Genomic DNA, 24,740 nt, shown 5'->3' on the forward strand with positions numbered 1-24,740 from the left:
CGCTTGCAAAGACGACTCCGATGCGCCTGCCACTGTTTTTTGTCCTGACCACGGTGATGATCGACGCCATGGGCATCGGTCTCATCATGCCGATCATGCCCAATCTGCTGCTGGAGGTGCAGGGCGGCAGCCTGGCGGATGCGGCGATCTGGGGCGGTATTCTCAGCACCGCCTTTGCCGTGATGCAATTCCTGTTCAGCCCGGTGCTCGGCTCACTCTCGGACGCCGTGGGGCGGCGCCCGGTTTTGCTGGTCTCGCTCTTTGTCATGGCCCTGGACTATCTGGTGATGGCCCTGGCAGGGTCGCTCTGGCTCTTGCTGTTGGGGCGGATCATTGGTGGTACCACCGCTGCCACCCATGCCACCGCTGGCGCTTATATCGCTGACATTTCAAACCCCACAGAAAAGGCCGCCAACTTTGGCCTGCTGGGGGCCGCCTTTGGCATTGGCTTTGTGCTGGGTCCGTTGACGGGCGGTCTGCTGGGCGAGATCGACACCCGAGCGCCCTTTTATGCAGCGGCTGCGCTGGCTGGGCTGAACTTCGCCCTTGGCTGGTTTGTGATGCATGAGACCGTCACCGATGACAACCGCCGCGCCTTTGACTGGCGCCGGGCCAATCCCTTTGGTGCCTTTCGCACCATAGGGCGCATTCCCGGGATCAAGGCCCTGCTCTGGGTCTATTTTCTCTATTCGGTGGCAATCTACGTCTACCCGGCGATCTGGCCCTATTTCACCGCCGAACGCTTTGGCTGGCAGCCGCAGATGATTGGCGCCTCCCTCGCAGTCTATGGTATCTGCTCGGCGCTGGTTCAGGGCGGTCTGTTGCGCTACATGGTGCGATGGTTCGGCGAGCGCGGATCGGTCATTTGGGGGCAGGTTTTTGACTTTGTCGCCTTTGGCATTCTGGCCGTCATCGTCAGCGGCAATTTGGCCCTTGCGCTGATCCCGATCGCCGCTCTGGGGGCCCTGGTGCAGCCTGCCCTGCAGGGGCTGATGTCCCGCACGGTTGCCGACAACCAGCAGGGAGAGCTCCAGGGGGTGATGACCGCCGTCCATGCTCTATCGGTGGTGATCTCGCCGTTGATGATGACAGCGGTCTTTGCCCAATTCTCGGACCCGGAAACCAGCCACTACCTGCCCGGAGCCCCCTTCCTGCTGGCCCTGGCACTGATGATGATCGGCTGTCTGGTGCTGCTCCGCAGCCGGTCTTCCGTGACGTAAAACCACGGGGGCTGCCACGGTTTCCGCCTTGCGACGGTCTGACCTGCGGGCCACCGTAGTGCAAAACAGGGAGAACACCATGCAAACCATCAAAGCCGCCGTCTGCCATGCCCATGGTGAACCCTTGGTCATCGAGGATATCCAATTGGCCGCCCCCCGTATGGGTGAGGTCGAAGTCACTCTGGATGCGGTAGCGATCTGCCATAGCGATATCTCTTTTGCCGAAGGCGCATGGGGCGGCCCTCTGCCCGCCGTCTATGGGCATGAGGCAGCCGGGGTGATCACCGGGCTTGGCGATGGTGTCCGTGGCTTTGCGAAAGGCGACAGCGTAGTTGTGACCCTGATCCGGTCTTGCGGCAGCTGCCCCAGCTGTGCGGGCGGCAAACCAACGATCTGTGAAACATCCTATGACGGCTTCAAAAATGGCCCGCTAAAGACAGCCGATGGCGCACCCTTGATGCAGGAAATGGCCTGTGGCGCCTTTGCCGAAAAGGTGGTGGTGGATCAGCGCCAGATCGTGAAGATCCCCGATAGCCTCAGCAAGGAAGCCGCTGCGCTGATCTCTTGTGGGGTCATCACCGGTGTTGGAGCCGCCGTGAACGCAGCTCAGCTGCGCGCCGGGCAGGATGTGGTGGTGATTGGTGCCGGCGGGGTTGGCCTCAACGCCATCCAGGGGGCGCGCATTGCCGGCGCCCGCCGTATCGTTGCGGTCGACATGACCGAAGAAAAACTGGAAATCGCCAAGGAATTTGGTGCCACCGATGGGGTGCTCGGCAGTTTGAAATCCCCCTGGAAGGCCGCTTTCAAAGCGCTTGGCGGCAAGGGCGCCGATGTGGTGCTCGTCACCGTTGGCGCCATCCCCGCCTATGAACAGGCGCTACGCTACCTGGGCTATGGTGGTAAGGCTGTGATGATCGGCATGCCGCATTCCGGCCAAAAGGCCAGTTATGAGCCCGTCATCATGGCCGCCGTTGGTCAGGGCATGATCGGCTCCAAAATGGGCGATGTGGTGATTCAGCGCGATATCCCCTGGATGGTGGATCTCTATGAGCAGGGCCGCTTGAAGCTGGATGAGCTGATCTCTGGCCGTTGGAGCCTGGATCAAGTAAACGAGGCGATTGCCGATACAAAGACTGGCAGCGCAAAGCGGAATGTGATTCTGTTCAATCGAACCGACTAATCACGGAGCTTCCCCGGTGCTGCAATTTCTGACCAGCCTGTTCAAACCCAAGCCTGCCGAGGCGCCGCCGATAACGTCGGAAACCTCGATGAATTTTGATGGCGAAGAGGTCGGTCCCTTTCTGAACCGGCTGGCAGATAACCCGCGTTTTGCGCTGCCCCGTGATTTTGCCGCAGCCATCTCCGAGGCCCTGCCCGAACTGGCACTGGATGAAACCCGGCGCTGGCGCATTGATGGTGACTTTGACGGTGTCGCCATGCGGCTGGAGATCCAGATCTACATGGATGATATCAACGCGCCGGATCTGAGTTTTCACAGCTCAGCTGAGGTGGTGGCAGAAATTGACCAAGCACTGAAACAGCTCGACGGCTGAACTAGGGAAAAATCTGATGAAACTGCAGGATCTAGATATCATTGTCACCGCACCACCTGCGCCGGGCTGGGGCGGGCGCTACTGGATTCTGGTCAAAGTGACCACCGATACCGGCATCACCGGTTGGGGCGAATGTTATGCTTCGACCATTGGCCCTGAGGCGATGAAACCGGTGATCGAAGATGTGTTTCAGCGTCACATGCAGGGCGAAAACCCGGAAAACATCGAATTGATGTTCCGCCGGGCCTATTCCTCCGGCTTTACCCAGCGCCCCGACCTGACGGTGATGGGCGCCTTTTCGGGGTTGGAAATCGCCTGCTGGGATCTCCTTGGCAAAGACCGTGACCGGCCCGTACATGCGTTGATTGGCGGGCGGATGAATAATCGCATCCGCGCCTATACCTATCTCTACCCGCTGCCGCATCACGACATAAATGAGTTCTGGACCTCGCCGGAATTGGCTGCCGAATCCGCCGCCGAGATGGTGCGCCAGGGCTATACCGCAATCAAGTTTGATCCGGCGGGGCCCTATACGATTCGTGGCGGCCATATGCCTGCGATGCGCGATATCGCGCTCTCGGTCGACTTCTGCCGGGCAATCCGCGCAGCCGTGGGGGACAAGGCAGACCTGCTCTTTGGCACCCATGGTCAATTCAACACAGGCGGCGCTATCCGTCTGGGTCAGGCACTGGAGCCCTATTCACCACTCTGGTTTGAAGAGCCAACCCCGCCCGACAATATCGAAGACATGGCCCGTGTGGCCCGCAACGTGCGCATCCCTGTTGCCACCGGCGAGCGGATGACCACAAAATCGGAATTCGCCGCTGTCCTGCGCGCCGGTGCCGCAGAGATTTTGCAACCAGCCTTGGGGCGTGCAGGTGGTATCTGGGAGATGAAAAAGGTCGCCGCGCTGGCAGAGGTGTTTAATGCGCAGATGGCGCCGCATCTTTACGCAGGTTCGGTGGAATGGGCGGCCAATATCCAGCTCGCGGCCTCGATCCCCAATATCCTGATGGCAGAGTGCATTGAAACGCCGTTTCATGACGCGCTGATCCGGGGCAGCATTCGGGTTGAAGAGGGTTTTATCACCGTGCCTGACACGCCCGGGCTTGGCATTCAGGTCGATGAAGCCCTGGCGAGGGCCCATCCCTTTACCGGCTCTGATTTGCATCTCAACATGCGCGAGGAGCCCTGTGACTATCAACAGGGCAACAATTTTGCCGGTGGCGCGCCGCCGCTCGAAATCTAGTCCCGGACACCCCTCATCGCGGGGGGTGACTTCCCTACAGGAAATAGGGCAGTATAGGTCGACCAATCACCGCAGGATGCTGGATACGTGCCCCTTCAGACCTCAGAGACCATTCATAATGCAGCCGCCTCATCTGAGGGGGTACAGACAGGGATTCATCCGGAAACGCCTATCGACATGGCCGAACGTGCCGCCGAGGCGGCGAGCTTTCTCAAGACGCTGGCCCATGAAGGTCGGCTGATGATCCTGTGTCATCTCGGGACCGGTGAGAAATCCGTGGGCGCGCTGGAGGCGCTGTTGGATATGCGACAGGCCGCAGTCAGCCAGATGCTGGCACGACTGCGCGACGAGGGGCTGGTACAGACCCGGCGCGAGGGGAAAACGATTTACTACTCTCTGAAGAACCGCAACACGGAAGAGATCATTGCCCTGCTCTACCGTCAGTTCTGTAGCCCCAGCTAAGCCCAGCTGCTTTAATCTCTGGAACACCCTTGTCGGCGGCTCAGGCTCACCCGATAAACTGCGCCAGTGTTTTGACGTGCTTCCGGAGAATCCTGCACCTGCGCGCCTGATCAGTTAGCCAACGTAGCCCGCAACCACCTGCAACAGTTTAAAGGCCGTATTGGCATCGTTTTCAACCACGGCCAGGAATTCCTCCTCACCGATCCGCAGGCAGGTCAGCTCGGTCCTGGCAATCATGCTCAGCGCACGGGGTTCCTGACGGATAAGGCCCAGCTCTCCCACCAAATTCCCCGGTCCAACCGAGGTGATTTTGCGATCCTCTCGCCCCTCCTGCGGCAGGAACAGACCCGCCTCACCTTCGAGGATCATATAGACACCATCACTGGCCACATCATCTTTCAGGAAAACCGCATCCCCGGCTTCGGCTGAATACCAGCGCGCGCCAAAGGCCAGCAGCCGCAACTGCCGCCGGTTCAACCCTGAGAACAGCTCTGTCTGTTCCAAGGCCCGCAGTTTGCGCGCCAGATCCTGGCTCGCCGCACTATCTTCAGCGACTTCGTGATGCGGGTCGTCACTGACCAACCGGCCCTGACGCAATTCATAGAAAGCATCAAAAACATCCGCCCGTTCAAAAGCCGCCTCAAGATAAACAAGGGTCGTTTCTGGCAAAAGGCGACGCAGGTTTTTGTGCACTGCGATCCGGGTATCCAGATCATAACTGGAGAAGGCTGAATCCAGCAGCAAGATATCCGGGCGCTTGATCGTCGCCCGCGCAAATGCCAGAGGTTCCGCATAGCTGGAGGGAAGCCCCTGCCCGCCCAAAGCAATCGGCAGGTCAAAGATCAACTCAACCACCATGTCGCGACTGCCGTTCTCGACCAAAACCTGGGAAACCAACCGCCGCAGTTCATCCCCACGCGCACCAGAGCTGTCGGAAATCTTGCCAAACAGCGCATTCTCCAAAACGGTCAACCCGGGGGCAAAACTCTTTTCATCCAGCCGCTCAAAAACATCGGACAGGGTTCCCAACAACTCATCCGAATGGCTGTCACGGAAGGCAAGGATCCTTTCCTTCATCTCATCCGTAAAGGCAGGGCCGATCTGTTCGGCTGAAATGCTGAAGGGCACGATCATGAGCTGTGCCAGCTCGTCATGCTCCAGCGCCTCCGCCCCTCCTTTACTGCGGGTCTTGTCTACCAGGGCTGAGGCCCGCTCATAGGCCTTGGGGTCCAGCCCCAGCTTGCGAAACAGCGGATGATCCGTGCCATCCATACCAAAGATCTGCCGCAGGATATCCACCACGTCCTGGGTCAGAGACACTAGGTCATCGACCAGTTTCAACTCTCGCAAGCGATCCAGAAAATCGACATGCTCACGCAGCATTTCCTCTGAAATCGGTGCACGCAGCGTGGCATAAAGCAGGTTCTCAGCCACGGGCAGCGCCGGATTATAGGCGTCCGGAGCCAAGCCATGTACCTGGCTGCCCAGTTCAGATTTGGCAACAGCGGCGCGCACCTTGGGGCGCAGATCCACCAAGCACTGCGCCAAACGCGGATGCTGTATGGGATCAAAGGTCTGTTCCATGCCCCGCTGAAACAGCGCACTCTCTGTGCCGATCCCAGCCAAAAGCTGAACCCACCAATCGCGCAGGTCATGCTCGCTGGCAAAGCCCGCCAGGGCCGGATCGAGCCAGGGCGCATCAAAGGGATCAGAACTGTTGCCCGCCAACTGAGCCGCCTGAAAGCGTCTGGGGTCCTGAGCGCTGCCCTTGGGGCGGTGGCGCATCGGCATCATCACATTGTCACCAAAGGATCCCTGAAACAGGACTGGCCGCGAGGTCACGTGACCAATGCGCAGCGCCAGTGTCGCCTGATGCAGTTCGCGCAGATCCTGACCCGCGATACTCACCTGCCCGGCAGAGGGCAGGACTTCGCGGGTTAGCAGCTCAGCCATCGCCCGCCTGTCCTCCTCTGAGGGGGCGGCAATGCCGATGACCTGCCCCGCGGGCAGGGTTGCATTCAGGTCTTCCAGTACCAGATTGCCATCCGAATCCCGTACATTGACTGAATTGAGCGCGACATCGCCATTCAGGCGCAGAGGCTTGTCCGGTTCACCGGACATCAACTCCTCGCGCACCATACCCGGAGGCGCAAACCGTTCCAGGATCACATCCCAGCGCAGGGACATATCCTGGGTCTGGTTGTAATAGGCCAAAAGCTCTTTCCAGGGCGAAGCAAGATCCTTGTAGGCTGCCAGAGCAGCCACCAGGGCCCCAAGCGAGACTTCGCCCTCGAGCACAAGGTATCCGCCAACCGCATAAAAGAAAAACGGTGTCAGATTGGTGATGAAGTTGTTCAGGAACTTCATGAAGAACTTTTTCTGATAGATCAGGAAGCGAATGTCATAGAGACGCCCCAACCGATCCGTGATCGCCGCCATCCGATAGCGCCAGCCGCCATTGATGCGCAGGGTTGCAGCCCCTGCAGCGCTTTCGCCGATTTCAGAGGCCAAGGCCCGCACCTGATGGATGCGGGTCTTGTTCAACAGGTTGATCTGGCGTTGCAGCATCGGGATCAGCCAGCCCTGCAGGGGAATCAGAGCCACCGCTGCCAGACCAAACCAGGGGCTTTGGGTGAAAAGGAAGAACAGAATGGTCAGCATCTGCCCGGCCTGCAACACAGGCTGGCTGACCGCATCCCCCATCAAGCCCCCCATTGGTTCACTCTCAGAGGTGATCATCGACACCAGTTCGCCCTGGCTTACCCGTTCAAAATAGGGCTGAGGAAAGCGCAATACACGGGCGATCAGCTTATATCGAAAGCGCCGTAACATGCGCTCAGCCAAGACCCCTTTCATGGTGTTGATGCGCATCTTCAGCAACCCATGCAGCAGCACGGCAATCAGGAAACCCCCGCAGAGAATCCACAGATAGTCAAGCTTTTCAACAGAATAGCCGAGCAGATCTATATGATCGCTCTGGGCGCCTATGGCGTCATTGATGATCCGTTTGGGCAGTTCCAGCGTGAGATACAAAAGCGGGAACAGACAGGCGGTGACCATCAGCAGGACGACTTGGTCGCGTTTAGAATATTTCCAGATGAAACGAAATAGAGACGGTTCTATGGGAGAGCTCCAACTTTGGCTGCAGCAAAAGAGACCCCCCATGCCTAGCGCGGTTTACACCCGACAGGCAATGGCAGAACATCTGTTGCTCATGTGATCGAGGTCACTGTCCCGTTACGGCATCTCTGCTACACAGTATTTGCCAGTCAGAAAAAAAACCGTATGGTTTCAGTGTGTTTTTGAAACAGGGGATTGCCTTGCCAGGACTTGTCGGATCCGTTTTGATTTTGCTCTGCCTCTTGCAGATCAAACATCTGTTTGCCGACTTCTTTTTGCAGACCCCCAAAATGCTCGCTGGCCGCGACGAATACATGCACGCGGGGCGCGCCCAGCACGCGGGGGTCCATGCGCTGTTTTCGATTGTGGTCTTTGTGCTCATGGGGGCATCCGTGGGGTTCATCCTGCTGATCTGCGCGCTTGAGTGGGTGGTGCATTTCCACATCGACTACGGCAAGGCGCATTATTCCGAAAAGAAAGAGTTGAACCCGCAGCAGGCCTCCTTTTGGCGCGCCATGGGCACGGACCAATGCCTACATCAGCTGACCTATATCGCCATGACCGCAGCCTGGGTGAAATGCTTCGCCTGCTAGGGCTAATCTGCACCGCCCCCCCCCAATCGTTTGCTACCCCGGCAACACCACAGGGCGATCGCGTTTGATCGTGCGCAGCACCACGTTGGTCTGTGCGCTGGCAACCGCCGGTAGGCGAAACAGAAACTCCTCCAGAAACCGATTATAGGCCTCTAGATCCGGTGCCAGGACCCGCAGTTGATAATCCGATTGCCCCGTGGTGGCATAACATTCCTGCACCAGCGGGCTCAGCTCCACAGCGCGGATGAATTCGGCCAGTTTCTCCGGGTCATGGCGGGTCAATTGTACATGTACAATAGCCTGAAAGCCCAGCCCCATGGCGGGCGCATTCACCACCGCACCATATCGTTCAATCACCTTGGCGTCTTCCAGCGCGCGCACCCGCCGCCATAGGGCTGAAGGTGACATACCGACTTTTTCCGAGAGTTCCGCATTCGAGATGCGAGAATCCTCCTGCAAAAGCCTCAAAATATGGCGATCACGGTCGTCCAAACTTTGCATCAACACCAGCCTATCCAATATTCCCTCAATTTCTGGTCAATATAACCAATTATCCTCCAAAAACTAGCAATTCAGACAGATCTTTTCACCTCAGCCGGAATATCCTGCCTCAAAGAGCGTTTTACCCGCTCATTCCAGCCATACGACGCGCAAGGACCACCAGAATGACCGAGCTGAGCCACGAATTTCGCAGCTACAAACTAGATGACCGTTACGAGCAGGAGCAGGGCCGTGTATTCCTTACCGGCACCCAAGCCCTGGCGCGGGTGATGCTGGATCAGGCCCGGCGGGACCGCCTGGCCGGGATGAACACAGCCGGGTTTGTTTCCGGCTATCGCGGCTCTCCGCTCGGCGCTGTCGATCTGGAGTTCTGGCGCTCTCGTCAACGGATGGAAAAAAACCGCGTCACCTTTATGCCCGCCGTAAATGAAGACCTCGGCGCCACCGCCGTGCTGGGAGCACAGCAGGCCATTCTGGACCCTCATTGCGAGGTCGAGGGCGTGTTTTCCATGTGGTATGGCAAAGGCCCCGGCGTCGACCGGTCTGGCGATGCGCTGAAACACGGCAACGCCTATGGCTCTTCGTCTAAGGGCGGTGTGCTGGTGGTGGCAGGCGATGACCACGGCTGTGTCAGCTCTTCGATGCCGCATCAATCCGATGTCGCCTTCATGTCCTGGTTCATGCCGGTTCTGAACCCCGCAGATGTCTCCGAGTTCTTGACCTATGGCGAATATGGTTTTGCCCTGTCGCGCTATTCCGGCACCTGGGTTGGTTTCAAGGCGGTTTCAGAGACCGTCGAAAGCGCACGTTCGGTCGAATTGCAGGCGGATCGCACCTTCACTTACCCTGAGCTGCCCGATTACCCCGGTGGGCTGCACATCCGCCGCGCCGACCTGCCCTCGCCCGAGATCGAAACCCGCATCCGCGCCAAGATCAAAGCCGTGCGCGCCTTTGCTGAGGCCAATCCGATTGATCGCCGCATCTACGATGTCGACGATGCCAAGTTTGGCTTTGTCACCACCGGCAAAGGCCATCTGGATCTGATGGAGGCACTGCGCCTACTGGGTCTAGACGAGGACACCTGCCGCCGACTTGGCATCGATATCTACAAGGTCGGCATGGTCTGGCCCCTCGCCCGCCCCGAAGCCCTGCGGTTCATGCGCGGCAAGGAAGAAGTGCTGGTTGTTGAAGAGAAACGCGGCATCATTGAAAGCCAGTTCAAGGAGTATTTCTACGACTGGCCCGGCGACAAACCCAACAAGATGGTTGGCAAATACGACAGCGCTGGCGAGCCGCTGATCCCCTGGACCGGCGAGCTGAGCCCGCTGATGCTGGCCCCCATTGTGGCCGCGCGTCTGGACACATTCTTCCCCGGTGAAGGCCTGCCTGCCAAGGCCGCCGCGCTGCTGGCGGAACAGCCCAAGCTGATCAATGTACCCGGCGCCAATCGGACGCCCTATTTCTGCTCAGGCTGTCCGCATAACAGCTCGACCAAACTGCCCGAGGGCAGCGAGGCCAAATCCGGCATTGGCTGCCACGTCATGGCCAGCTGGATGGATCGCGAAACCTCTGGCTATGCGCAGATGGGCGGCGAAGGCGTCACCTGGACGGCCGCCTCGCAGTTTAATGGCGGCAAACATGTATTCCAGAACCTTGGTGAAGGCACCTGGTATCACTCGGGCTCGCTTGCCATCCGCCAGGCAGTCGCGGCGCGGACGAATATTACCTATAAGATCCTCTATAATGACGCCGTTGCCATGACCGGCGGCCAGCCTGTTGATGGCCCCGTCAGCGTTCTGGGCATTGCCCAGACCTGCCGTGCCGAGGGCGTGCAGCGTATCGCGCTGGTCTCGGATAATATCGACAAATTCAACCGGGGTGATTTCCCCGCAGGCACCACCTTCCATGACCGCGCCGATATGGATCTGGTCCAGCGCGAGTTGCGCGAGGTCAAAGGTGTCTCGACCCTGATCTATGAGCAGACCTGCGCCACCGAGAAACGCCGCCGCCGCAAGCGGGGCACCATGGAAGATCCCAAGAAATTTGCCTTTATCAACGATCTGGTCTGCGAGGGCTGCGGTGATTGCTCGATCGAGAGCAACTGCCTGAGCGTCGAGCCCAAAGAGACCGCCTTTGGTCGCAAGCGCAAGATCAACCTCTCCAGCTGCAACAAGGACTTCTCCTGTCTCAACGGGTTCTGCCCCAGCTTTGTCACCATTGAGGGTGGCCAGCGGCGCAAGAAACTGCCTGCGGGGTTGGACCGCGACGCTCTGGCGGAAAATCTCCCTGCGCCTGAGCTGCCCGCACTGGACAAACCCTTTGATCTATTGGTCACCGGCGTTGGCGGCACTGGGGTTGTCACCGTCGGAGCACTGATCACCATGGCGGCGCATCTTGAGGGCAAGGGCTCCAGCGTGTTGGACTTCACCGGATTTGCACAGAAATTTGGTACGGTTCTCAGCTATATCCGGCTCTCCTCCAGCCCTGACAGCCTCAACCAGGTGCGCATTGATCAGGCCGCCGCAGATGCAGTCATCGGTTGTGACGTGGTGGTCAGCTCGGCGCCCAAGGCCTCGGCTCATTACCGCACAGGCACCCGCATCGTGCTGAACCGCGCCGAGATGCCCACAGGGGATCTGGTCCTGCGCCGTGACGCTGACCTGATGACCGGGGTGCGCGAGCAACAAATCGCTACGGCGGTTGGCCCCGAAAACCTCAGCGGCTTTAACGCCAATGAGGCCGCCGAAGCCCTGCTGGGCGATGCGGTTTTGGCCAATGTGATGATGCTGGGCTTTGCCTGGCAAAAGGGACTGGTCCCGGTCAGTGGTGCCGCGCTGGATCAGGCGATTGAGCTCAACGGAGTTGCAATCGACAAAAACCGCCTCGCCTTTACCATTGGCCGCGCCATGGCCACGGATCCTGAGTTGGTGTCACAGTTCTACGCAGAGACCCCGGAAACCGAGGAAACACTGGAACAGATCATCGAGCGTCGCGCCGTCTTTTTGGCCGGGTACCAAGATGCCGCCTACGCCCAGCGCTATACGGAAACCCTAGGGGCCTTTCGCAGTCTGCTGCCCGATGACGCCAAGGAGGAACTCACCGAGGCCGCCGCGCGCTCGCTGTTCAAACTGATGGCCTATAAAGACGAATTTGAGGTCGCCCGCCTGATGACTGGCGAAGGGTTCAAGGATCAGATCGCCCAGGAGTTCGAAGGGGACTACAGCGTCAACTACCATATGGCCCCACCCTTGCTGAGCCGCAAGAAAGACGCCCGTGGCCGCCCGCTCAAAAAGAGCTTTGGCCCCTGGTTGCGCCCTGCGCTTTCGCTGCTGACCCGTGCCAAGTTCTTGCGCAGCAGCCGGTTCAACCCCTTTGGCTACCACGAAGAGGCCCGTCTGCACCGCAGCCTTCTGGCCTGGTACGAGGCCGCGATGCGCTCCGTCACCGCTCAGTACAACAGTGAAAAGCACCGCGACTGCCTAAGCATTCTGCAATCCCCGATGGAGATCCGCGGTTATGGCCCGGTTCGTCTGGAAGCGGCGCATAAGAATCGCGCCAGCGCCGAACGTTTGCTGAAAAAGCTGTAAGACGCCAAATGGCCCCTCTCTTGCGGGGCCATTTCCCTTATCCCGGCCGGGCTAAAGGTCCCAGTGCCTCTCGGTAAACTCGGCGAACTCGTCCAGTTCAGCCGCACTGGGTTCGCGTCCGGTAAAGACCTTGAGATACTGCGGGGTCATTTCCAGCCGATGCGCGTAGCTTTCATTTGGTTCCGCCATGTCATAGCCCAGCTGCATGTAATACAGCACCTTGGCGCGGGTCATGGCCTCCAGCTCGGCGTAGTCGTAACGGATGAACATCTGCGTCAGGGCCTCAACCCGGCGTGCATCCGAACGGTCCAACAGACTGCGCACCTTACCCGAGCGCCGCGCCCAGTCCCGCACCGCAAAATCCAGCGCGGTGTTGAACAGGGATGGATTGGCGATACAGTGGAAAATGTTCAAAACCGCGCCTGTAATCGCAGCAGCCGGGGCTTCGGACCGTTCCACCATGGCGGCGGTATTGGTCTGCTCCCAGGTTTTCAGCAGGGCATCCAGCAGATCCTGGCGCGATTTGAAATACCAGTAAAAGGACGAGCGCGACACGTTCATCCGCTCCGCCAGCGCCAGCACCTTGACCTGTTCAACCCCGTCGGTGATCAGCACATCCATGGCCACATTGAGCCAGTCATCGCGGGTGACTTTGACATTGCCAACCAAAGGTTCGGCGCTGGGGTTGTCACGATGCAAAAGTGGCTTGGGTGGCATGGAAACTCATTTCATCCGGAAGTGGGGCAACCAGTGGTGCAGACTGCAACACCCTGCGGCGCGCGAAGGGTGTTGTCCAGTCTTGTCAGAGCCGTGCAGATTTCGCGCGGCGATCAAAGCTGCGCGCTGGGGCGGGACTTGATCGCCTTGTACCAAGCTATGCTTGCTGCGTTTTCTTCGGGCATGCGCTGTTTGATCACCCGGGCAAACTCAACAAAAACAAAGGCCGAAATATCCGCCAGGGTGAATTCATCCCCCGCCAGATAGGGGCTCTCGCGCAATCGTTCCTCCAGCAGAGCAAAAAACGCCTGTGTACGTGCCAGGCCACGCTCTGCCAGTTCTGGCAGCTGTGCGTAGTTGTCCGGCCCGGGGATGGCACGATCACTAAAGGCCGGATGGGTGTTGCGCAGGGCCTCGGCGATCGGCATGCCGCCCTGCTGCTCGACAATCGAGTTCCACATCAGCACCAGACCTTTTTCATCTGCAGTCCGACCCATCAAGGCCGGTTCCGGGGTATGGGCCTCCAGATAGGCAGCAATGCCGAGGTTTTCGGTCAGGACGCTGCCGGCATCGGTGACCAAAACCGGGATGGTCGCACGCGGGTTCACGGCGCGAAACTCCGGCTTCAGCTGCTCGCCCTTGGCAATCGAGATATCATGGCTTTCTGGCGCAAGCCCCTTTTCCGCCAAAAACATCCGCGCCCTGCGTGGATTGGGCGCGGTGGAACAATCATAAAAAATCATCGGCTGGCCTCCCTGGTCACCGGTTTGGTCAGGCACCAACCTAGGGATCAGTACCGGGCTTCGGCCAGCATGACCCGACGTCTCGCCGTAATTTCTACGCTCAGCTGTCGCGGCGATAGATAAAGCAACGTCCCTCAACCGCCTCTGGCGGCAGAGGCATTTCGCTAAGCCCCTCAAAATACATCCGGTCAGAAGAGACCATCAGCCCGCCAACAGCTAGTAATGGCTCCACCAGCGGCGAGATCAGACGAGCAAAGGCATCGTTCTTGGCCCGGTTATGACCGCCAAGATCCGCATGAATCAGGCTCGCCGTGGCGCCAAAGCGTGTCAGCGCAGCGGGCAGGGTCTCGCGTACATCGCCCAAAATGGTCAGATCCTCGGGCGGGGTGCTGTCGGGATGTGAGGCCACGGCACGTTCAAACACATAGAGATCGCGGTCTTTTACATTGTGCTTCATGTGGTGATAGGTGCGGCCATTGCCCAGCCCCAGCTCAAACACCGGCCCCTGCATGTCTGCGGTTTGGCTGATGCCAAAGTCCAGACAGGCGCGCTGCGACACCATGCGGTCGATAAAAAGGTCCAATCGAGTGATCATATCTGGTCTCCTATGGCATGCCTGCAAAAGCGGCTGGCTTAGGCAAAGTGCCAGTGCGCCTCAGTCTCGCACTGCTTTGTCAGATCCTGAAACAAATGTGTAGCACTTGCTGTCTATCTGCAGACCGCGGGCGCAAATTGTGGCAGGCAGGTGCCGTTTCATCAAATTTACTTCAGCAAATACCTGACAGGGCAAATGGGGTTTGACTAGAGCACAGGCGCCGCGCGATGGTGTGGGCAAAAAAGACCAGGGAAAGACGGGACATAATGGCCGGACTACGACATCACCTAGGGCAGCGCTGAATGGCGCCTCTGCTCTCGGTAAAAGACCTCAGCATTGGCTTTGGCAAGGAAGACTCTGTTGTACGCAATGTCAGCTTTGACGTCGCCGCCGGAGAAACACTCGCCTTGGTCGGGGAAAGCGGGTCCGGCAAGACCATCACCTGTCGCGCCGTGCTGCGCATTCTGCCAAGGGCGGCTCAGATCCGGTCGGGCAGCATTCAGTTTCAGGACAGCTCTGAGACCAAAGAACTGGTCCATCTGCCCGAAGCCAAAATGCGCGACCTGCGCGGCAATCAGATTGCGATGATCTTTCAGGAACCGATGCGATCCCTGTCGCCCCTGCATCGTATTGGCAATCAGGTCTCCGAGGTGCTGTGGCTGCATGGGCGCAAAAGCGAGGCCGAGGCCAAAAAAGAGGTGCTCGCCTGTTTTGAACGCGTCGGCTTTCCCGATCCGGAGCGCACCTACAGCTCCTACCCCTTTGAGCTCTCAGGCGGCATGCGTCAGCGCGCCATGATCGCCATGGCCATGGTGGCCAAGCCAAAACTGCTAATCGCGGATGAGCCAACAACCGCTCTGGACGTGACAACCCAGGCGCAGGTTCTGGGGCTGATGAAGGAACTGCAGCGCGACACCGGCATGGCGATGATCCTTGTCACCCATGATCTGGGCGTGGTTGCCAATATGGCCGAACAGGTCGTGGTCATGCACAAGGGGCGTGTGATGGAGGCCGGGGCCGCCGAACCACTGCTCTGCGACCCGGCGCACCCCTATACCAAGGCTCTGATCCAGGCGGCGCCAAAAATTCCCGCCGCAGCCGCGCCCAAAGCAGCGCCCCAGCAAAAGGACCTGATCCTCGAGCTGAAATCGGTCTCCAAGACCTATACCATGCGCGCGGGAAAGGGCTGGAAAGCCCCCAGTCTGATCTATGCCTGTCGCGGTATTGATCTGGAACTGCCTCGGGGCAAAACCCTTGCCATCGTCGGCGAGAGTGGCTCAGGCAAGACCACAGCCGCCCGTATCGCCCTGGGCGCAGAGCCCCCGAATGAGGGCGGCGAGGTGCTGTTTCGCGCCAAATCTGACGCGCCGCTGATCGAAGTGCACAGGATGGACCGCGCCGCCCGCACCGCCTTTCAGCGCGAGGCGCAGATGGTGTTCCAAGATCCTTATTCCTCGCTCAGCCCACGAATGCGTATTCTCGATACCATGGTTGAGCCGCTGGAGATCCATGGGATCGGCAATCGCTCCGAACGACGGATAAGGGCAGCGGAAATGTTGCAGATGGTGGGGTTGGGGCGCGATATGCTGCAACGCTATCCACATGCCTTTTCCGGCGGCCAGCGCCAACGGTTGTCAATTGCCCGCGCATTGATGCTGGATCCCTCGCTTATTGTCTGCGACGAACCGACTTCGGCGTTGGATGTCTCGGTGCAGGAGCAGATCCTGAACCTTCTGGAAGAAATCCGAGACCAAAAACAGCTCTCCTATCTGTTCATCAGCCACGATCTGGCAGTGGTCGCCCGTATTGCCGATGAGGTTGCCGTGATGCGGCGCGGGTTGGTGGTTGAACAGGCAAGCCCTGAAACTCTGTTCCACAATCCCCAGCACCCCTATACTAAGGCTCTGATTGCGGCGCAGCCCGAACCGGACATTCGCCGCCCCATCAACCTGAAGCTGGTGGCGCAGGGCGCAGGGCGCCCGGAAGACTGGCCCGAACAATTCAGGTTCTCTGGATATGAAGCGCCGCCACTCACGCCGCTTGCGCCCGGACACAAGGTACGCTGCCATGTTTAAGACCACCAAATTCGCGCTGACCCGGATCTCCTCCGCCTTGGCAGCCGCGGTCCTCATCTTGCCATTGCCTACGCTTGCCGGACCCAGCTTTGTCGAAAGCCGCTTTTGGCAGCCAGAGGTCGAGGCGGGCAATCTGCCAGCGATCTCGGAGCGCCTGCCGGATGTTCCGCTGATTGTTGACCTCAGTGCCAAGGGGCGTGAATTTGGCATGCAGGGCGGCACACTCAACACCATGGTGACCCGCTCCAAAGACATCCGGCAGATGGTAGTCTATGGCTATGCCCGGTTGGTAGGATACACCGAAGACTACCAGCTACAGCCCGACATTCTGTTGGGCTATGAAAACGAAGAGAACAAGCGCTACACGCTGAACCTGCGGCCCGGCCATCGCTGGTCCAATGGCGATCCCTTTACCTCTGCTGATTTTGAATACTGGTGGCAGGACATCGCCAATAGTCCACTGCTGAGCCCTGCCGGACCACCGGATTTTCTGTATTCAGAAGGTGAGCTGCCCCAGGTCAGCTTCCCGGATGAGACCACCGTCATCTTTGAGTGGCAAACACCGCACCCTCAGTTTCTGCAAAACCTGGCGCAGGCACGCCCGCCCTTCATCTATCGCCCCTCAGCCTACCTGAAGCAATTCCATGCTGATTACGCCGATGCAGAGGTTCTGGCCGAAGAGGTGGATTATGCCCGGGTCAAAAGCTGGGCGGCATTGCACAACAAATACGACAATATGTACAAGTTCGACAATCACGAGCTGCCCACCCTACAGCCCTGGATCAATGCCACCGCAGGCAAGCGGATCCGCCATCAGTTTGTGCGCAACCCCTATTATCACCGTGTCGACAGCCGGGGTGTTCAGCTTCCCTATATCGACACCGTCGAGATGGAAATCGTGGCCGGCGGTCTGGTTGCGGCCAAGTCCAACGCCGGGCAGGCTGATCTTCAGGCACGCGGTCTCGGTTTTCGCGACATTCCGATCCTGCGGAAAGGCGAAAACGATGGCGGCAACTACAAAACCTATCTCTGGGGAACAGGCGCGGCCTCACAAATCGCTATCTATCCGAATCTGAACACCGCTGACCCGGTTTGGCGTGAAATCCTGCGCGATGTCCGCGTGCGCCGGGCCCTGTCGCTGGCGATAAACCGGGCCGCTATCAACCGGGCACTATACTTCAAATTGGCCAAGGCCGGTGCCATGTCGGTGCTGGAGCAAAGCCCCTTTTTCAAACCTGAGTTCCGCGAGGCCTGGGCCTCCTTTGATCCTGCATTGGCAAACCGTCTGCTTGATCAGGCTGGGCTTACCGAAAAAGACGGTTATGGCATTCGCTATCTGCCCGATGGTCGCCGTATGGAACTGGTGATCGAGACGGCAGGTGAGCGCCAGGAGGTGGAGAATGCTCTGCAAATCATCACCGACGACTGGAATGATGTCGGCGTCAAACTGATCATGCGGCCACTGGATCGTGACATTCTGCGCAACCGGGTGTTTTCCGGCAGCACCATGGCCTCGGTCTGGTACGGCTGGGACAACGGATTGCCGCAGAAACACACATCTCCTGCCTATCTAGCGCCAACCGATCAGGTGTTTCTGGCCTGGCCCAAATGGGGGCAGCACTACCAAACTGGCGGCGCCGCAGGTGAGGCCCCGGATATGAAGCCTGCCCTGCGCTTGATGGAGCTGCTACATCTTTGGGAAGCTGCTTCAGATGATGAGGAACGCGCAGACATCTGGCATGAGATGCTCTCGATCCACTCAGAACAGGTCTATGGCATCGGCATAGTCGCCGCAGCACCACAGCCTGTGGTGGTTTCAAACCGTCTGCGCAATGTTCCCCAAAATGCTACCTGGGCTTGGGATCCCGGCGCCCATTTTGGCGTCTATCGCCCGGATGAGTTTTATTTTCAGGATGGTGACGGCTGATGGAAATCCTACGCTACGCCTTTTACCGATTTGGCACCATGCTGCTGACCCTCTGGGTGGTTTCCATCCTGGTTTTTGTCATCATCAACCTGCCCCCCGGCGACTATCTGTCGAACCAGATCGCTGAGCTGCGCGCCAGCGGCCAATCCGCCGGGGTGGCCAAGGCCGAGTTTCTGCGCAGTGAATATGCACTGGATAAACCCCTGTGGCAGCAGTATTTTATCTGGGTTGGCTTCATGCCCGGTCCGCATGGGTTCTCCGGTCTGGTCCAGGGCAACTTTGGCTGGTCTTTTGAATTTGACAGCCCGGTGTCGGAAATCGTTGGCGACAGTCTTTGGCTCACCGTTCTGGTCAATCTGGCCGCCGTGCTTTTTGTCTATGTCGTGGCGCTGCCGCTTGGGGTTCTGGCCGCCGCGCGTGCGCGCAGTTGGGTTGACTATACCTCTGCCTTTGTTGGCTATCTCGGCCTGGCCACACCAAACTTCCTGCTGGCGCTGATCCTGTTCTACTATGGGCATCGCTGGTTCAACCTGCCCATTGGCGGCCTGATGGACCCCGCCTTTGAGGGTGAGCCCATGGGCTGGGAGAAGGTCAAATCCATTCTCATCCACCTGATCGTGCCAACCTTTGTTATCGGCACATCAGGGGCCTCGGCGATGATGCAGCGGTTGCGCGCCAATATGCTGGATGAGCTGGGCAAACCCTATGTGGAAACTGCCGTGGCCAAGGGCATGTCGCCCTCTCGTATGCTGGCAAAATACCCGCTGCGGGTCGCCTTCAACCCCTTTGTTGCCGATATCGGCAACCTGCTGCCGGCGATGATTTCCGGCTCGGTGTTGGTTTCGGTGGTTCTGGGCCTGCAGACCATCGGCCCGACCCTGCTGACGGCGCTCAAGACCCAAGATATGTTCCTCTCCGGCTTTGTGCTGATGTTTGTCGCCCTGCTGACATTGATTGGAACGATGATTTCCGACGTGCTGCTGGTCCTGCTGGATCCCCGCATTCGCTACGAGGGACGTGACGCATGACCCATCTACCCGACGGACGTTTTGTTGATGACGCGCCCTATGATCCCCAGACCTCCCTGCAGGAGCTGGAGCGCAAGGATCTGGATGCGCCCAACTGGGTGCTGATCTGGCGCAAGTTCAAGACCCATAAGCTGGGCTTGATCTCTGGTGCCTTCCTGCTGATCTGCTATCTGTTGCTGCCGGTGGTGGGCTTCATTGCCCCCTATGGCCCCAACCAGCGGATGAGCGAACATCTGTATTCGCCGCCACAGTCGATCAACCTGTTCCACGAGGGTGAGTTCCTCGGCCCTTTCATCTATCCGATGACCTCGGAGGCCGATCTGGAGACCTTTCAATGGGTGTTCAAGCCTGATCTCGACACACCACGCAAGCTTGATTTCTTCTGCGAAGGGAAGCGCTACAATATCGCCGGACTGATCCCTTCAAACACCCATCTGTTCTGCGCCCCCGAAGGGGCGACACTGTTTCTTTGGGGCTCTGACCGATTGGGCCGCGATATCTTCAGCCGCATTCTCTATGGAGCACAATTGTCGCTGACTGTTGGCCTGATCGGGATCTCGGTTTCTTTTGTGCTTGGCATCTTCTTTGGCTCCGTTGCCGGCTATTTCGGCGGCAAAATCGACTGGGTGATCAACCGGGTGATTGAGGTTCTGCGTTCCCTGCCAGAGCTGCCGCTCTGGTTGGCGCTCTCGGCTGCAGTGCCCTCCAACTGGTCGCCAGTGGCGGTGTTTTTCATCATATCAGTGATCCTCGGCATATTGGATTGGCCGGGACTGGCGCGATCTGTGCGTGCCAAGTTCCTGTCGCTGCGCGAAGAAGAATACGTGCGCGCAGCTGAAATGATGGGGGCCTCCTCGGGGCGTGTCATCCGCAAACACCTGATCCCCAATTTCATGTCGCACCTGATTGCCTCGGCCACGCTCTCGATCCCGGCAATGATCCTGGGCGAGACCGCCCTGTCCTTCCTCGGACTAGGCCTGCGGGCGCCAGCGGTGAGTTGGGGGGTGATGCTCAATGATGCGCAAAACCTTGCTTCGATCGAGATCTACCCCTGGACCGCAATCCCGATGCTGCCGATTGTAGTAATCGTCTTGGCTTTTAACTTCTTTGGCGATGGGCTCCGGGACAGTCTGGACCCCTATCAGCAATGAACCTGCTGCAAGACTTCCCAGCTCCCGAAACCTACGAGATCACGGGCAGCGGCTGCTATGACAGTGCCTTTGCCGTCAGTGAGCTGGCCAATGCCAGCTTTGCCGCCGTCGGCCAGCAAATGGCCCTGTTGATACAGGCCATAGGGCTCAGCTCGCGGGTCTTGCCGGTGACTGTGGATCAACGCCTTGCTTCGCTCTGGTTTGGCTACAGTTTTGCCGCCCAGGGCTGGGAGCTGCCCAGCCTCTGGGATCCGATCGCCGGCAACTACCGCTGCCGGGATGGCTGGATTAGACTACACACCAACCTGCCCCATCACCGCGCCGCTGCCCTGACCGTTCTGGGCTGCGCCGAAGAGCCTGATGCCGTCCGTGCAGCGGTCGCCACCTGGGACGGTGAACCGCTCGAGACTGAGGTGGTCGCGCAGGGCGGGGTTGCCGCCTTTATGCGTAGTCGCAGTCAATGGCTGGCCCATCCACAGGGTCGGGCAGTGGCACAGGAGCCTATGGTGAACTGGGTGGCCCCTCGCCCCGTGTCGCTCCGCCACCGCTCAATCGCAACCGCTGCGCGACCTCTGGCAGGGCTAAGGGTGCTTGATCTCACTCGGGTGCTGGCCGGACCAATTGCCACTCGGACCCTCGCCGGTTTTGGAGCCGAAGTCTTGCGCATAGATCCCCCTGGCTGGGATGAACCCGGCGTGATTCAAGACATTTCCTTGGGGAAATCCATGGCCAGTCTCGATCTGCGGGACAGTACCGATCTACAGCGGTGCAAAGATCTCCTGGCTCAGGCGGATGTCGTGGTGCATGGCTATCGCCCCGACGCCCTAGAGGGGCTTGGGTTAGACCATGCCACGCGGGACCAGATAGGGCCCAATCGTATTGAAGTCACACTGGATGCCTATGGCTGGACCGGTCCCTGGGCAAAGCGTCGCGGCTTTGACAGTCTGGTGCAGATGAGCGCCGGGATCGCGGATACAGGCGCCAAATGGGCCGGGGCCGACAAACCGACGCCTCTGCCTGTGCAGGCACTGGATCATGCCACCGGCTATCTAATGGCTGCTGCTGTACTCAACGCCATAACAACTGCCGCCACGACCCAACGAGCTGCCAGTGCACGACTGTCCCTCGCCCGCATGGCAGAACACCTGGCGCAGATGTCACAAAGGCTGAGCGGCCCCAAGATCACCGCCCCTCAGCCAGAGGATTATGCACCACAGATCGAAGACAGCAGCTGGGGCCCGGCTTTGCGTCTCCGCCCTGCCCTGAAAATCGGAACAACCCAGATGCAATGGGATAGCCCGGCACAGGCCTGCGGCAGCGCGCCTGCCCGCTGGTCAAACGCCTAGACCGAGCGCCTGCCAGCCAAAACTGATCTCTCAGCTCTACCCGGCACTGGCAATCCGCACCCGCCGGGCCTAAAGCCCGGCGCCCGGCCCAACACCAAACAAGGCGCGTCAGCGGTTTGAATTGGGGGCGGGAGCCCCCCTTGTTCCTGAACACACCAGTGCAAGGGGACGAAGCGTTACCGGTCGTCGCCGCCGCCTTCGTTCACGTCGAGCAGATCTTCATCAATGGCCGCCTGCACCGCCCCTGCCACGGCCTCTTTCTTCTGCTGCGGCATATCCTCCGCCTGATCTTCGGCCAGTCGCACGGTGACTTCGCGATGAGCAAACTTGATGCCTTCGCGGGCAAACAATTCGCGAATATCCTGATAGACCCGCTTGCGGACCAGCCATTGATCGCCCGGCTTGGTCATGAATTTGACCCGGATAATCATCGCCGAGTCCTGCATTTCAATGACCCCCTGCGACTTCAGGGGCTGCATGAAACTCTCGCCAATGACCGGATCGCTCAGCAGGCTCTGACCCAGTTTCTTGATCAGCTTGCGCACCTTTTCGACATCCGTGTCATAGGTCACCCGCAGCGGCAGTTTCATCATCACCCAATCGCGCGAATAATTGGTCAGCACCTTGATTTCGCCAAAGGGAATGGTGTGCAACGCGCCCAGATGATGGCGCAGCTGAAAGGAGCGCACCGAGATCTTTTCAACCGTGCCTTTGACATCGCCGATATCGATGTATTCCCCCTTGCGAAAGGCATCGTCCAACAGGAAAAACGCCCCCGAAAAGATATCCCGCACCAGGGTCTGCGAGCCAAAGCCGACAGCCAGGCCAACCACACCAGCACCGGCAAACAGCGGGCTGACATTCACTCCCAGCTCCAGCAGTACAATAAGCACGATCGACACCAGAACCACGGCCAGGATAACACCGCGAAACAGCGGCAACAGGGTGGCAAGCCGACTGGCCCCACCATGGCCACCTTCATCGCCCAGTTCGGCCTCGGGCAGATCGCCGACCTCCTCGTCGATCTTGCTGTCGATCCAGATCCGTGAGGTGTGATAGATGATGTAGCCCAGGAACAGGATGACAACCACATCAATGCCCCGCTCGGCGGCCGTGGTCTCCATCCAGTTGGCTTCTGGCGTCCAAACAATCACCAGCGCATAGGCGCCAACCAAAAACGCAAGGATCCCAGCAACCCGGCGTGCCAGATCCTCAAAGGTCGAGAGCTGGTACCCCTGCCGAAGGGACATGGACTTGATCTCATCCTCAGAGATTTCACCAGTAACACCATCCTCGCCAGGCTCGCCAAGGTCCGCCCCGGGCTCAGGCTCCAGAACCTCTGGCAAGCGACGGCGGTAGCTATAGGCTTCAATGCCGTAATTGATCACGCCGTAAACCACCAGGATTGAGGTCAGCACCATATAGGTTCCCGCCATCAGCGGCACCGACATATCGCGCTCCAACACCAGGTCAAAGGCCAGCTCTAGCCAGCCAAAGAGGATATAGACCGCCACTGTCGGCGCCCAGACCATCGACAGAACCTTAAGCAACCAAGAGCAGTCTTCCTTGGGGCGTCCTGCCCGAATGGCATGGGTAATGGCGCGCGCATTAAGCGCCAGCAAAATCAGACTACCCAGCGCTCCAACCAGAGCCAGCAGCCCGTAGACCAGCGCATAGACGTTGTAATTGAGCCCAAAATCACCGACCCAGGTGGCAAAGATCAGCGAAAAGATGTCATAGGTCGCCAGCAAAGATGCCGAATAATAAAGTCGTTTGGCATCGCGATCCGAAAACACCGGCATACGATACTGGCGAAGATAGGGCGACAGCACCATCCGCCACAGGTCAGAGACCACGCTGGCCACAAAGAAGGCGGTATAGATGGCGGTCACAGTAAATTCGATGGAGCTATCCCCTGACGCCCCAAAAATCAGAAAGGATAGCAACAGGGCAAAAACCATCGAAAAGATGGTTCCCAGAACCCCCATGAAGAAACGATAGACCAGGAAAGGCATCTTCTCGTAGTAGCCTTCCGGATCCGCCTTGATCCGGGCCACCACATAGCGTTTGGCGAACCGCTTGCCGTAGATCTCGACCGAGAGCCAGCGCCCGATAAACAGGAACAACAGGCTCCAGCCAAAGACCTCGACATAGGTCATGATCCGCCCATCTGGGCTGGTCTGACGCAGGACGTATTTCATCTCAAAGATCGAATAGGGCAATGCCTGCAACCGGCTTCTCAGCTCCTGACGGAAGGACTGAAACTCCGACTGCGCCTTCATCAGCGTTGAATGCCCCTCCATCGGCGAGGTCTCAGCACTTTGCGGGGTAGCCGCTGCCCCAGTGACAGCGCCACTGCCATCAACAATAATCACCCCCAACCCGCTTTCGGCCGCCAGCTCTACTGCACGTGCAACCGGATCGGAGGTCTCTTCCGCAGCCTCCTGAGCAACCCCCGCAGTGGGTATCATCAGGGTAGTGAAAAGCAACAGCAGACTAAAACAAAGAAACTGGCAAAGACGATGGATCATAACTGACGGGCTCCAGACAAAAGCCATTTCACGGTAGCGACAAAATCAGATATTCGCAATTGAACACATGCGGTTCACGCGGGGAGATTTTACAAACCGAAAAGAAAGCGCCTCTCCCCACACACCCAAGACCTCGTCTTCTCCGCCGAGCCCAACCTAAAACACCAAGCCCGTGACTCGGTCTTCCGCTGCGCTCTTCCCTAAGAGAAACGCCAATCAGGGGATAAGATCTGTCTCCTCACTGCCATATCCCTCAAATTTGGGTGTTTGAAAGGTTAACCCTCTTGATTTCGGCACTTTCCTATTGCACCACCCAATCTGTAGTACATCTGCAGGCTAGCC

Annotated in this window: 18 protein-coding genes; 12 read left to right on the forward strand and 6 right to left on the reverse strand. The window is 58.8% G+C overall.

Translation table 11 applies throughout. From position 1 onward, the window contains the following. Positions 1-20 precede the first annotated feature (20 nt). The 5 genes from ED661_RS06790 to ED661_RS06810 all read left to right on the forward strand — a co-directional run bounded on the left by ED661_RS06790 (position 21) and on the right by ED661_RS06810 (position 4,484). Positions 21-1,220 (forward strand): TCR/Tet family MFS transporter, encoded by a 1,200-nt coding sequence (locus tag ED661_RS06790; protein WP_122073135.1) that lies wholly within the window; start codon positions 21-23, stop codon positions 1,218-1,220. A 79-nt stretch (positions 1,221-1,299) separates the two neighbouring features. Beyond that, on the forward strand, positions 1,300-2,400 hold the full coding sequence (locus ED661_RS06795; RefSeq protein ID WP_122073136.1) for a Zn-dependent alcohol dehydrogenase: 1,101 nt from the start codon (positions 1,300-1,302) through the stop codon (positions 2,398-2,400). A gap of 16 nt (positions 2,401-2,416) precedes the next feature. Continuing rightward, positions 2,417-2,773, forward strand: coding sequence for a hypothetical protein (locus ED661_RS06800; RefSeq protein ID WP_122073137.1), 357 nt, complete (start codon positions 2,417-2,419; stop codon positions 2,771-2,773). Positions 2,774-2,789: 16 nt separating this feature from the next. Continuing rightward, positions 2,790-4,022, forward strand: coding sequence for a mandelate racemase/muconate lactonizing enzyme family protein (locus tag ED661_RS06805; protein WP_122073138.1), 1,233 nt, complete (start codon positions 2,790-2,792; stop codon positions 4,020-4,022). A 177-nt stretch (positions 4,023-4,199) separates the two neighbouring features. Further along, entirely contained in the window at positions 4,200-4,484 is a 285-nt protein-coding gene (locus ED661_RS06810) for a helix-turn-helix transcriptional regulator (RefSeq protein WP_122073139.1), read from the forward strand. A gap of 114 nt (positions 4,485-4,598) precedes the next feature. Here the strand turns inward: ED661_RS06810 and ED661_RS06815 are convergent, their stop codons facing one another. After that, positions 4,599-7,544, reverse strand: a complete 2,946-nt coding sequence (locus ED661_RS06815) for an ABC transporter transmembrane domain-containing protein (RefSeq protein WP_122073140.1) — start codon at positions 7,542-7,544, stop codon at positions 4,599-4,601. Positions 7,545-7,804: 260 nt separating this feature from the next. Here ED661_RS06815 and ED661_RS06820 point away from each other — a divergent pair, with 260 nt between their 5' ends. Beyond that, the gene (locus ED661_RS06820; protein WP_122073363.1) at positions 7,805-8,197 is read left to right on the forward strand and encodes a DUF3307 domain-containing protein; all 393 of its coding nucleotides are present in this window, start codon (positions 7,805-7,807) and stop codon (positions 8,195-8,197) included. A gap of 33 nt (positions 8,198-8,230) precedes the next feature. On the opposite strand, the gene ED661_RS06825 is transcribed toward ED661_RS06820, so the two are convergent. Beyond that, positions 8,231-8,698 carry an Lrp/AsnC family transcriptional regulator gene (locus ED661_RS06825; protein ID WP_122073141.1) on the reverse strand — a complete coding sequence of 156 codons (468 nt, stop codon included), beginning with the start codon at positions 8,696-8,698 and terminating at the stop codon, positions 8,231-8,233. Between the two features lie 164 nt (positions 8,699-8,862). Between ED661_RS06825 and ED661_RS06830 the strand changes: the two genes are divergently transcribed. After that, a complete protein-coding gene (locus ED661_RS06830) occupies positions 8,863-12,285 on the forward strand; it encodes an indolepyruvate ferredoxin oxidoreductase family protein (protein WP_122073142.1) in 3,423 nt (1,140 codons plus the stop codon). Between the two features lie 51 nt (positions 12,286-12,336). On the opposite strand, the gene ED661_RS06835 is transcribed toward ED661_RS06830, so the two are convergent. The 3 genes from ED661_RS06835 to ED661_RS06845 all read right to left on the reverse strand — a co-directional run bounded on the left by ED661_RS06835 (position 12,337) and on the right by ED661_RS06845 (position 14,340). Next, positions 12,337-13,002, reverse strand: a complete 666-nt coding sequence (locus ED661_RS06835; RefSeq protein WP_122073143.1) for a TetR/AcrR family transcriptional regulator — start codon at positions 13,000-13,002, stop codon at positions 12,337-12,339. Positions 13,003-13,115: 113 nt separating this feature from the next. After that, entirely contained in the window at positions 13,116-13,745 is a 630-nt protein-coding gene (locus ED661_RS06840; protein WP_122073144.1) for a glutathione S-transferase family protein, read from the reverse strand. 100 nt (positions 13,746-13,845) lie between these two features. Beyond that, positions 13,846-14,340 (reverse strand): class I SAM-dependent methyltransferase, encoded by a 495-nt coding sequence (locus tag ED661_RS06845; protein ID WP_122073145.1) that lies wholly within the window; start codon positions 14,338-14,340, stop codon positions 13,846-13,848. Positions 14,341-14,642: 302 nt separating this feature from the next. On the opposite strand from ED661_RS06845, the gene ED661_RS06850 reads away from it, so the two are divergent. The 5 genes from ED661_RS06850 to ED661_RS06870 are packed head-to-tail and all read left to right on the forward strand — an operon-like array spanning position 14,643 to position 21,867. Further along, complete coding sequence (locus ED661_RS06850; protein WP_122073146.1) at positions 14,643-16,415, forward strand: ABC transporter ATP-binding protein; 1,773 nt, start codon at positions 14,643-14,645, stop codon at positions 16,413-16,415. Next, on the forward strand, positions 16,408-18,342 hold the full coding sequence (locus tag ED661_RS06855) for an ABC transporter substrate-binding protein (RefSeq protein WP_122073147.1): 1,935 nt from the start codon (positions 16,408-16,410) through the stop codon (positions 18,340-18,342). The genes ED661_RS06850 and ED661_RS06855 overlap by 8 nt, the downstream gene beginning before the upstream one ends. Then, positions 18,342-19,370, forward strand: a complete 1,029-nt coding sequence (locus ED661_RS06860) for an ABC transporter permease (RefSeq protein WP_122073148.1) — start codon at positions 18,342-18,344, stop codon at positions 19,368-19,370. The genes ED661_RS06855 and ED661_RS06860 overlap by 1 nt, the downstream gene beginning before the upstream one ends. Further along, positions 19,367-20,521, forward strand: coding sequence for an ABC transporter permease (locus ED661_RS06865; RefSeq protein ID WP_122073149.1), 1,155 nt, complete (start codon positions 19,367-19,369; stop codon positions 20,519-20,521). The genes ED661_RS06860 and ED661_RS06865 overlap by 4 nt, the downstream gene beginning before the upstream one ends. Then, complete coding sequence (locus ED661_RS06870; protein ID WP_122073150.1) at positions 20,518-21,867, forward strand: CoA transferase; 1,350 nt, start codon at positions 20,518-20,520, stop codon at positions 21,865-21,867. The genes ED661_RS06865 and ED661_RS06870 overlap by 4 nt, the downstream gene beginning before the upstream one ends. 176 nt (positions 21,868-22,043) lie before the next feature. On the opposite strand, the gene ED661_RS06875 is transcribed toward ED661_RS06870, so the two are convergent. Next, positions 22,044-24,398: a mechanosensitive ion channel family protein gene (locus ED661_RS06875; protein ID WP_122073151.1), complete on the reverse strand. Its 2,355-nt coding sequence runs from the start codon at positions 24,396-24,398 to the stop codon at positions 22,044-22,046. Between the last annotated feature and the right edge of the window lie 342 nt (positions 24,399-24,740).

Origin of the sequence: Pseudophaeobacter sp. EL27, assembly GCF_900313025.1 — a bacterium.
In the GTDB taxonomy this organism is placed as follows: Bacteria; Pseudomonadota; Alphaproteobacteria; order Rhodobacterales; family Rhodobacteraceae; genus Pseudophaeobacter.